Origin of the sequence: Blautia sp. DFI.6.71 (assembly GCF_020593585.1) — a bacterium.
Taxonomy (GTDB): domain Bacteria; phylum Bacillota; class Clostridia; order Lachnospirales; family Lachnospiraceae; genus Blautia_A; species Blautia_A wexlerae.
The window spans coordinates 25772-36777 of sequence record NZ_JAJDMJ010000038.1; the positions used below are offsets into that span (position 1 = coordinate 25772).

General features: G+C 43.1%; 6 protein-coding genes and 2 pseudogenes. 1 reads left to right on the forward strand and 7 read right to left on the reverse strand.

The genetic code is table 11. The features are described from left to right. Positions 1-73: 73 nt before the first annotated feature. The 7 genes and pseudogenes from dnaJ to LJE12_RS21140 all read right to left on the reverse strand — a co-directional run. Positions 74-1261 (reverse strand): molecular chaperone DnaJ, encoded by a 1188-nt coding sequence (dnaJ, locus tag LJE12_RS14290; RefSeq protein WP_022381214.1) that lies wholly within the window; start codon positions 1259-1261, stop codon positions 74-76. Between the two features lie 119 nt (positions 1262-1380). Continuing rightward, the gene (dnaK, locus tag LJE12_RS14295; protein ID WP_008707391.1) at positions 1381-3258 is read right to left on the reverse strand and encodes a molecular chaperone DnaK; all 1878 of its coding nucleotides are present in this window, start codon (positions 3256-3258) and stop codon (positions 1381-1383) included. Positions 3259-3318: 60 nt separating this feature from the next. Continuing rightward, on the reverse strand, positions 3319-3963 hold the full coding sequence (gene grpE / locus LJE12_RS14300) for a nucleotide exchange factor GrpE (protein WP_022381213.1): 645 nt from the start codon (positions 3961-3963) through the stop codon (positions 3319-3321). Positions 3964-3980: 17 nt separating this feature from the next. Continuing rightward, positions 3981-5021: a heat-inducible transcriptional repressor HrcA gene (hrcA, locus tag LJE12_RS14305; protein ID WP_008707388.1), complete on the reverse strand. Its 1041-nt coding sequence runs from the start codon at positions 5019-5021 to the stop codon at positions 3981-3983. Positions 5022-5506: 485 nt separating this feature from the next. Next, positions 5507-7495, reverse strand: coding sequence for an excinuclease ABC subunit UvrB (gene uvrB, locus LJE12_RS14310; protein WP_161234008.1), 1989 nt, complete (start codon positions 7493-7495; stop codon positions 5507-5509). Positions 7496-7632: 137 nt separating this feature from the next. Beyond that, complete coding sequence (locus LJE12_RS14315; protein WP_008707383.1) at positions 7633-10416, reverse strand: transporter substrate-binding domain-containing protein; 2784 nt, start codon at positions 10414-10416, stop codon at positions 7633-7635. A 179-nt stretch (positions 10417-10595) separates the two neighbouring features. Further along, positions 10596-10664, reverse strand: a pseudogene (locus tag LJE12_RS21140) (hypothetical protein); the annotation flags it as partial. On the opposite strand from LJE12_RS21140, the pseudogene LJE12_RS20745 reads away from it, so the two are divergent. After that, positions 10635-10724 (forward strand): annotated as a pseudogene (locus tag LJE12_RS20745) (DUF6783 domain-containing protein); the annotation flags it as partial. The pseudogenes LJE12_RS21140 and LJE12_RS20745 sit on opposite strands and share 30 nt — an antisense overlap. Positions 10725-11006: the final 282 nt, after the last annotated feature.

Genomic DNA, 11006 nt, shown 5'->3' on the forward strand with positions numbered 1-11006 from the left:
TACTCTTCAATATACACGACTATACAAAAAAAGAAAAGAGGGTAAACCTCTTTTCTTTAATTTTCTTTTATAATTAATCCTCAAAAGTCTCTTTTAATTTATCCATGAAACTCTTTTTCTTCTTTTCCGGTTTTTCAAAATCATCAGAATCTTTTGATTTCGGACGATTACCACACGCCTCATCGAATTTGCGCAGTGCTTCTTTTGCTTCTTCGTTGAGGTTTGTAGGAACCTGCACAACGAAAGTCACATAATGATCGCCACGTACATTCTTATTTCTCAGAGACGGTACACCTTTTCCCTTCAGACGGATCCTTGTGTCTGTCTGAGTTCCGGGTTTCACTTCATATTCAACCTCTCCATCCACTGTGTTAATACGTACAGTACCGCCCAGTGCTGCCTGCGCGTATGTAAGAGGCGCAGTAGAGAAGATATTCATATCCTGTCTCTGGAAGATCGGATGACGTGCAACATTTACTTCTACAAGCAGATCGCCTCTCGGGCCTCCGTTTGTACCCGGTTCACCCTTCTCACGGATGCGGATGCTCTGACCATTGTCAATACCTGCAGGTACAGATACCTGAATCTTCTTTCTTGAAGATGTATATCCGGTTCCGCGGCAGGAAGTACATTTATCCTTGATGATCTTACCTGATCCATGACAATCCGGACAAGTCTGTACATTACGCACCATTCCAAACATGGACTGCTGTGTATAAACAACCTGACCTTCTCCATGACATTTCGGACAGGTTACCGGTGAAGTACCCGGCTTCGCACCTGTTCCATGACAGGTGGTGCACTCGTCTTTCAGTACGATCTCCAGTTCCTTCTCACAGCCAAAGACAGCTTCTTCAAAAGTAATATTTACGCGTGCGCGGAGATTAGCTCCCTTCATCGGACCATTATTGGCACGTCTGCTTCTGCTGCCGCCGCCAAATAAATCGCCGAAAATATCGCCGAAGATATCACCCATATCAGCACCGTTAAAATCAAAACCTCCGAAGCCGCCGCCGGCACCTCCTCCACCGTTTTCAAAAGCCGCATGGCCAAACTGGTCATACTGTTTTCTCTTCTCCGGATCGCTTAAGATGGTGTAAGCCTCTGTTGCCTCTTTAAATTTCGCCTCAGCCTCTTTATCTCCTGGATTTACATCCGGGTGATACTTCTTGGCCAGCTTACGATATGCTTTTTTAAGTGTTGCGTCATCGGCGCTTTTGTCCACGCCTAAGACTTCATAATAATCTCTCTTATCAGCCATGATTTTAATCCTATACCCGTTTTATTTATAACACAACTATTCAGTGAGAGAGACTCTCCCACTGAACAGTTATTATTGATATTTCCGTTGCAAATCTCTGCTTTTACAGAAATGTCACATTATACTTCTTTGTAATCAGCATCTACAACATCATCGTTGTTTCCTGCATCTGTGCTGCCTGCTGCACCGCCGCCCATATTCATGTCCGGTCCTGCCTGGCCGCCTGCCTGCTGTGTCTGCTCATACATTTTAGCGAAAAGCTTCTGAGCACTTTCCATCATCTTCTCCTGAGCAGCTTTGATATCTGCTACCTGAGAATCTGTCATCTCTTCTGCATTTGCAGTCTGAGACAGTAAATCTTTCAGTGCGTTCAGGTCTGCTTCTACAGCAGCTTTATCATTAGCATCGATCTTGTCTCCGGCTTCTTTCAGTGCATTCTCAACCTGGAATACCATGGAATCAGCATTGTTTCTTGTATCGATTGCTTCTTTACGTTTCTTATCCTGTGCTTCAAACTCAGCAGCTTCTTTTACTGCCTTGTCGATATCGGAATCAGACATGTTAGAACCAGCTGTGATTGTGATGTGCTGTTCTTTACCTGTTCCAAGATCCTTAGCAGATACATTTACGATACCGTTTGCATCGATATCAAATGTAACTTCAATCTGCGGAACACCACGACGTGCTGGCGGGATTCCGTCCAGACGGAACTGGCCAAGGGATTTGTTGTCTTTTGCAAACTGACGCTCACCCTGTACAACGTTGATATCTACTGCTGTCTGGTTGTCTGCTGCTGTTGAGAAAATCTGGCTCTTTCTTGTAGGAATTGTAGTATTTCTCTCAATCAATCTTGTTGCGATACCACCCATTGTCTCGATGGACAGTGACAGTGGAGTAACATCCAGAAGAAGGATATCACCTGCGCCTGCATCACCTGCAAGTTTACCACCCTGGATAGAAGCACCAAGTGCTACACACTCATCCGGGTTCAGGTTCTTGCTTGGCTCTTTGCCTGTTAACTGTCTTACTTTATCCTGAACAGCCGGGATACGGGAAGATCCACCAACCAGAAGTACCTGGCCAAGTTCAGATGCTGTGATACCTGCATCTGAAAGTGCACGACGTACCGGTTCTGCTGTCATTTCTACTAAGTCATGTGTTAATTCATCGAATTTAGCTCTTGTAAGGTTCATATCGAAGTGTTTCGGGCCTTCTGCTGTAGCTGTGATGAATGGCAGATTGATGTTTGTAGTTGTTGCGGAAGAAAGCTCTTTCTTTGCTTTCTCTGCAGCTTCTTTTAATCTCTGAAGTGCCATCTTATCATTGCTTAAGTCTACGCCTTCTGCTTTCTTAAACTCTGCAAGCATGTAATCTGTAACTTTCTGGTCGAAGTCATCACCACCAAGACGGTTGTTACCTGCTGTGGAAAGTACTTCGATAACGCCGTCACCGATTTCGATCACAGATACATCGAATGTACCGCCACCTAAATCGTATACCATAATCTTCTGTTCTTTTTCATTGTCAAGACCATATGCAAGAGCTGCTGCTGTTGGCTCGTTGATGATACGTTTTACATCAAGACCTGCGATTTTACCGGCATCTTTTGTTGCCTGACGCTGAGCATCATTGAAATATGCAGGAACTGTGATAACTGCTTCTGTAACTTTCTCACCAAGGTATCCTTCTGCATCTTTTTTCAGTTTCTGAAGAATCATAGCGGAAATTTCCTGTGGAGAATATTTCTTGTCGTCGATTGTTACACGATAGTCAGTACCCATCTCTCTTTTAATGGAAGAGATTGTTCTCTCTGCGTTTGTTACTGCCTGACGTTTTGCAGGTTCACCTACAAGACGTTCTCCTGTTTTTGTGAAAGCGACAACTGATGGTGTTGTTCTTGCGCCTTCTGTATTAGCAATAACTGTTGGCTGTCCGCCTTCCATTACGGCTACACAGCTGTTTGTTGTACCTAAGTCAATACCAATGATTTTTCCCATAATCTTGTTCCTCCTGTTTATTTTCAACTAGATTTGATATATTCTATATTTTCATGTAAATTAGTTGGCTACTTTTACCATACTGTGGCGGACTACGAAATCCTTGTAGGTGTAACCCTTCTGGAATTCTTCTACCACAATATTCTCACCAGCTTCTTCATCCTCCACATGCATTACTGCGTTGTGGAAGTTCGGATCAAATTCCTTACCCACTGCTTCAATCGGTTTCACGCCCAGCTCATCTAATGTGGTGATCAGCTGTTTGTAGATCATCTTCATGCCATCTGCAAAAGAATCTCCTTCAGGTGCCTGTGCAAGACCTCTCTCGAAGTTATCCACAACCGGAAGCATTTTCTCAACTATGTCCTTGGCTCCGATGATATACATACTGGATTTCTCTTTCTCCGTTCTCTTACGGAAGTTATCGAATTCAGCCATGTTTCGTTTCAGCCTGTCTGTAAGTTCTTCAATCTGCTGTTCAAATTTATCTTTTTCTTTTTTCTTCTTGCCGAAGAAAGAAGTTTTTGATTTGCTGTCTTTCTTGTCATCCTGGGAAGCTTCCTCGTCTCCGTCCTCTACCGGGATTTCCTCTGTTTCTGCTTCGCCGTTCTCTACAACTTCAGGTTCATTCTCAACAGTTTCTTCTGTTACCGGAGTATCTGTTGTCTCTTCTTCCTGAGCTGTGTTCTTTGTTTCTTCTGACACTCTCTATTACCGCCTTTCTAACTCTCTTTCTTAATCAGTTCGTCCAGCTGGACTTTCAAAGCCTTCAGGCTGTCAACTACGTTTGCATAATCCATACGCTTGGGACCGATGATACCGATGGTACCATGCATTCCTTTTCCAAGTTCGTAAGTGGCTGTGACTACACTGCAGTCTTTCATGGTCTGCACCGGCATCTCATCACCAATGTACACCTGAATTCCTGTGTTCTCGGTATCAGACATTCTCTCTTTCACCAGGTCTACCAGATCCTGCTTCTCTTCAAATGCTGAAATCAGCTCGCTCGCTTTGCTTGTGTCTGCAAGCTCCGGATACTTGAAAATGTTGGTTGCTCCTGAAGTATATATCTGCATATCGTCTTCGTCTACCTGGATGGTGTCTGCCACTGCATCAAGGACTGTGCCAACCACAGAGCCATGTACACCTGCCTGTTCTTTCAGGCGGGCAATCATTCCCAGGTTGATATCCTGAATGGGCACCCCATTTAAGTTGGTGTTAAGAAGAAGATTTAATTTCAGGATTGTCTGATCGTCCATCTCCTCATCCAGATTGATGATCTGGTTTCGGATGACATTGTTATCACTCACTACTACTGCCACAAGCTGAAGGGGTGTCACACGGGAAAGCTGGATGAATTTAATCTTGCTTCCGCTGTACTGTGGAACAGAGATCATTGTTGCATAGTTGGTATTGGAGGCCAGTACCTTTGCTACCTGCTTCAGCATTTTATCCAGTTTGTCAGTTTTCTCTATCATGAGATCCTTGATTTCCTGAACCTCTGATTCCTTTTCTTTCATCAGCTCGTCTACGTAGAGGCGATAACCTTTATCAGAAGGAATTCTTCCGGCTGAGGTGTGGGGCTGTACGATATATCCCATATCTGTCAGGTCTGACATCTCATTCCGGATGGTGGCAGAGCTTACATTTAAATCTGCAAACTTGGAAATGGTCCGGGAACCCACCGGTTCGCCTGTTTCCATGTAGGTTTTGATGATGGCTTTTAGTATTTTCTTTTTACGATCATCTAATTCCTGATCCATGAAGTTCCACTCCTTTACTGCCTTTGTTTTTGGTTTGTTAGCACTCATGTTTTAGGAGTGCTAACACCTTATGCTCATAAGATAGCACTCTTGATTTGGTTTGTCAATATTATTTTGTGAATTTTTTGTTATTTCATAACAATATTATTTATTTGATTTGATGAAAAGAATGCTGTGAGAAATTGACTGTAACATCATTTTTTATCTCATATTACTTGTAACCTGTTCTGGAATTGACCATAAAAATATTTTTCCTGTTTCAGGTCATTCTTTTCCTGCCCTGGCCTTGACTGTAATTTTTCTTTTCCTATTTCAGGTCATTCTTTTCTTCTCATAGGCTTGACTGCAATTGTTATTTTCTTGTTTCAGGTCATTCTTTTCTTCTTATAGCCTTGACCGTAATTATCATTTTCTTGTTTCAGGTCATTCTTTTCTTCTCGCAGGCTTGACCGCAATTAGTATTTTCTTGTTTCAGGTCATTTGTTCTATTTATCAAGAGCGTCAAGGTTCTTTTTCAGGTCGATCATTTTATCACGTAGTTCGGCGGCCTGTTCAAAGTTGAGGTCTGCGGCTGCGGCGCGCATTTGTTTTTCTACCTGGGTGATAAGTTTGGTAAGTTCTTTGCGGGTCATGGACTCTGGGTCTTTCTGGAGTCGGACTTCGGTTTCGGCTACTGCTTTGGATACGGCGATGAGGTCGCGGACTGCTTTTTTGATAGTAGTCGGAGTGATTCCGTGTTCTTTGTTATAGGCTTCCTGGATGGTTCGGCGGCGGTTGGTTTCGGTGATGGCTTTGTGCATGGAATCGGTCATGTTGTCTGCGTACATGATTACATGGCCTTCACTGTTTCGGGCAGCTCGTCCGATGGTCTGGATGAGAGAGGTTTCGGAACGGAGGAAGCCTTCTTTGTCTGCATCCAGGATTGCTACCAAGGTGATTTCCGGGATGTCCAGGCCTTCTCGAAGGAGGTTGATTCCTACCAGTACATCAAAGACATCCAGACGCATATCACGGATAATGCGGGCACGTTCTAAGGTATCGATATCGGAATGGAGGTAACGGACTCGGATTCCTACTTCTTTCATATATTCTGTCAGGTCTTCTGCCATTCGTTTGGTGAGAGTGGTGATCAGTATTTTGTGTTTCTTTGACACTTCTTTGTTTACTTCCCCGATCAGGTCGTCAATCTGTCCTTCAATGGGGCGGACTTCTACTTTCGGATCCAGAAGTCCGGTTGGACGGATGATCTGTTCTGCACGGAGGAGTTCATGATCATACTCATATTGTCCCGGAGTGGCGGATACAAACATGACCTGATCCAGTTTGGATTCGAATTCTTCGAAGCTTAAGGGGCGGTTATCTTTGGCTGAAGGAAGCCGGAATCCGTAGTCTACCAGTGTCTGCTTCCTGCTCTGGTCACCGGCGTACATTCCTCCTACCTGAGGTACTGTGATATGAGATTCATCTATAATAAGTAAGAAGTCATCTCCAAAATAGTCCAGCAGTGTGTATGGCGGCTGTCCGGGCTTTAATCCTGACAGATGTCTGGAATAATTTTCGATTCCTGAACAGAATCCGGTTTCTTTCATCATTTCAATGTCGAAATTGGTGCGTTCTGAGATTCGCTGGGCTTCCAGAAGCTTGTCTTCGCTTTTGAAATACTCTACACGTTCTTTTAATTCTTCTTCTATTGCTACAGCTGCTCTCTGGATCTGTTCTGCTGGCACTACATAGTGGGATGCAGGGAAGATGCTGATATGAGAACGCTGGCATTTGATTTCTCCTGTCAGTACATCAATTTCTGAAATACGGTCGATCTCATCTCCGAAAAATTCTACTCTCACGGCTGTATCGGAGCTGTTGGCAGGAAAAATTTCCAGGGTATCTCCACGGACACGGAAGGTGCTTCGGTGGAAGTCCATCTCATTTCTGGTGTACTGAATGTCGATCAGCTCCCGGATTACCTCATCCCTGTCTTTGGTCATTCCCGGACGCAGGGAAATCATCATGTCAAAGAATTCCTGAGGGGAACCCAGTCCGTAGATACAGGAAACGGAGGAAATGACCACTACGTCTTTCCGCTCTGACATTGCGGCTGTGGCAGAGAGACGGAGTTTGTCAATCTCGTCATTGATGGAGGAGTCTTTGGCAATATAGGTGTCTGAAGACGGGACATAAGCCTCCGGCTGATAGTAGTCATAATAGGAGACAAAATATTCCACTGCGTTCTCAGGGAAGAATTCTTTCATCTCTCCGTAAAGCTGTGCCGCGAGAGTTTTGTTGTGGGCGAGGATGAGGGTTGGTTTATTTAGCTGGGCGATGACGTTCGCCATGGTAAATGTCTTGCCGGAACCGGTGACACCCAGTAAAGTTTCGAACTGGTTGCCTTCTTTAAAGCCTCTGACCAGACGTTCAATTGCCTGGGGCTGATCTCCAGTTGGCTTGTACTCGGAATGCAATTCAAAATGATCCATAATATTCTCCTGTTTTAATCAAATTTCACTTATCAAAAATTGAAATATGTTTAATATGGTTATATTTTCAGTATATCATCCCATATAAAAAAAGTACAGAGCAAGCGAATACCTGTTCTGTACTTTAACGTGTCGCGTTACTGTTCACTCTGGCTGCCTAAAACCGAACAAATAGTCTTCTCAACTTTTTCTGCATCAACAGGTTTTGCAATATGTCCGTTCATTCCTTTTGCCAGTGCCTTTTTTCTGTCTTCCTCAAAGGCATTGGCTGTCATGGCTATGATTGGAATAGTGGCTTTGTCTTTATCTGACAGTCCGCGGATCATCTCAGTTGCCCTGTAGCCGTCCATGTTCGGCATCTGGATATCCATAAGGATCAGGTCATAGGTGCCTGCCGGTTTCTGTTCTATCCTTGACACACACTGAACTCCATCCTCAACACGATCAACCATAAGTCCCATATCCTCCAGGATAAACTGTGCGATTTCCGCATTCAGATCATTATCCTCGGCAAGCAAAATATGTTTTCCGCTGATTCTGTCTGTTTCATCCACATCTGAAGATTTTTCCGTATCCTGTTCATAGTAGCTCTTATCAGCAATCCTGTATTCCAGGGTAACTGTAAATTTACTTCCTTCTCCCTGCTTACTTTCTACTTCAATAGTTCCGTACATCATATCAATATACTTCTTTATGATCGGCATTCCCAGACCTGTTCCCGCAATCTTTCCGTCTGTTGTATTTCGTTCCCTGGCAAAAGCCTCAAAGAGAGATGGAAGGAATTCTTCGCTCATTCCGATACCTGTATCAATTACCTGAGTCCGTATCCGCACATAGTCTTTCCTGTCACAGTCAAGCTCTGTGATCCTTATGGTAACTCTTCCCCCTGAAGCTGTATATTTTACCGCATTACTGATCAGATTGAGGAAAATTTCCTTGTTCTTCGTCTCATCGCAGATTACGTGCTCATGCTTGACATCATATTCCATCTTAAGGTGAATACATTTTTTCTCCGCTTCCGCCTGGAAAATTTTGTAAATTCCCTGATAAATATCTCTGATCTTCACATAATCTTCATCCAGTTCCACCTTACCGCTTTCAATCCGGGCCATGTCCAGCACATTATTGATAATAGACAGAAGCAGATTTCCGGACTGTTCCATCTTCTCCTGATAATCCAGAAGTTTCGGATCAGTCAGTTCCCTTTTTATCAGCTCACTGTATCCCAGCAGGGCATTCATGGGTGTCCGGATATCGTGAGACATATTGAAAAGGAACTCTGATTTGGCGGCATTAGCCTTTTCTGCCTGAATCTTGGCTTTTCTCGCTTGTATCAGCAGATAAACTATAATCCATACAATAATCAAGACCACACTTACAAACCAAATGGAAACTACCCGCAGATTATCCTTTATGTATTCTGCCAGAGTAACCTTGCCCGGTGCGTTTTCATATACGTAAAACTGACTGGAAAGTCTGGAAGCAGGCAGAGTCTGAATGGTTTTGTTCAGGATATTCATTAATGTTGTGTTTTCCCTGGTGACCGCAAAGCAGGAAGCGCCGGATTTCGTAAGAAAAATACTGCGCATTTTGCTGTCCTCCAGTGTCTTTAATGACTGTCCTGCCTTCACAACAAAGCAGTCTGCCTCGCCACTTTGAACTGCTTTATCGGCCTCAGCAGATGAGTCGTATTCCTTTATTTTCCAGAATGGATAATTAAAAGAAATATACCACTTCCCCAGCAGGTTATTCCTGCTCACTGCTACTGTATTCTCTTTATTTTCATCAAACTTCTTAACACCGGTGAGTACTGCAACATTAATTTCAAAAACAGTATTTGACAATACAATATCATTCTGCTCAGCTTCATATGGATTCTGGTTCATATGAAAAATCATATCAATCCTGTTATCCTTTAATGCCTGCAGCTCTTTCTCCTGGGATTCAAAACCTGTCAGTTGAAATTCTATGGCTTGTTCACCCAGATAACCGGATACCAGACTAATATAATCGTTAATAATTCCTACCGGTTTCTCTGACTCCGTATCCACAAGGCTGATACCCACATCATTTTTCAGATATCCAATCCGGACCGCCCCATGCTGTTCCAGCCAGTTCTGTTCCTCATCCGTAAGAGTTTCAAGGGAATTTGCAGAGAGATACCTTTTATAAAGATCGTCTGTATAAAAAGGATTCTCCCTCTCTATCTTCTGCATTACCTGATCCAGCTCTTCTTTCAAATCCGGGCGTTTTTTGCTGACTGCAAAATAATTATAGGAGCTACCAATCAGAATAGCAGGAGAAATATCGTCTCTTTCCCACTGTGGAGATTCATTTAAAACAAATCCGTCAATTTCATGATTTTTCAATTTCTGACGAACATCATCTGCACCGGTAATATCAACCTGCTGCGTGTTCACTCCATGACTTTTCTCCCACTCATGGAACATTTCGGCAGGAAGTGCATTCGGCAGCATACCGATTCTTTTTCCATTTAATGTAGTCAGATCTGAAATGGAGATATCTGTATTAGAAGTATCCACATACAGGTAATATTTATCCTCTCCCATAGGCAATTCTGAAAAAAGCATGGAAGTGGAACGTTCCTCTGTATAGGAAATGCCTCCCAGCAGATCGATCTGTCCATTTTTCAGCATACTCATCAGTTCTGCCCAGCTTCCCTCCACATATTCATATTTCCATCCGGTATGCGCAGCTACTGCCTGCTGGTATTCGTAGCTGTAGCCTCTCCTCTGACCGTCTGCTCCTGTGGTATTATAAGTTCCTTCATACCAGCCTACTCTGACTGTTTTGGATTTTGCTTCCTCTGCTGATACAGGAAGGGGAAGCACGGTAATATATAAAATAAAGCATAATAAAATGCAGATATGTCTCTGTACATTTAACTTAAACTTTTTCATATAACTTTCTCCAAATGATTTTGTGTCTATCCGGTGAAGATATCTCAACAGATTATTGCCTTTTTCATTTACTTCACCCGGGTTATAGAAACGTGTAACATGCTTCTGCAGATATCATACCTTATTTTCCGTCATTGCAACAGCCCTATATTTATTTTTTATACCTATTTTTTCAGTTTTCAGATAATCTTTACTTGCCAAAATTCATGGGCTACGACAACCGAATTCGGACAAAATATATCGCAAAGTGGGGCGTGCAGATTGCGGGAATGATTTTTCAGACACGCTCTAATGTGTCGACATGTTAATTCCTGAAACAATCTTGCAGGATAATTTTTTTTATTTCAAGGCGGAGGAAAAAGATGTAGCAGTGGCATAATCATTTGTATGCGAGTCCCCACCCACTGCTTATTGCTTTTCGCAACCTCCGCAGGGGACTTACTTGATTCGGTTAAAGTTACTATTTATTTAAATTTCGTATACAGAAAAAAGCAGCCCACAGACCATGTGTCAACTACCCATCACCTAAAGGTATTGGGCTTGTAACTGCCCAGTCGTAGTAACGGCTTACGCCTCCGACCTTTTATCCC

Excerpts from the sequence above, each read along its gene's own strand:
- dnaJ (WP_022381214.1), bottom strand. The coding sequence starts at position 1,261 with ATGGCTGATAAGAGAGATTATTATGAAGTCTTAGGCGTGGACAAAAGC.
- hrcA (WP_008707388.1), bottom strand. The coding sequence starts at position 5,021 with ATGGATCAGGAATTAGATGATCGTAAAAAGAAAATACTAAAAGCCATC.
- LJE12_RS14315 (WP_008707383.1), bottom strand. The coding sequence starts at position 10,416 with ATGAAAAAGTTTAAGTTAAATGTACAGAGACATATCTGCATTTTATTA.
- uvrB (WP_161234008.1), bottom strand. The coding sequence starts at position 7,495 with ATGGATCATTTTGAATTGCATTCCGAGTACAAGCCAACTGGAGATCAG.
- dnaK (WP_008707391.1), bottom strand. The coding sequence starts at position 3,258 with ATGGGAAAAATCATTGGTATTGACTTAGGTACAACAAACAGCTGTGTA.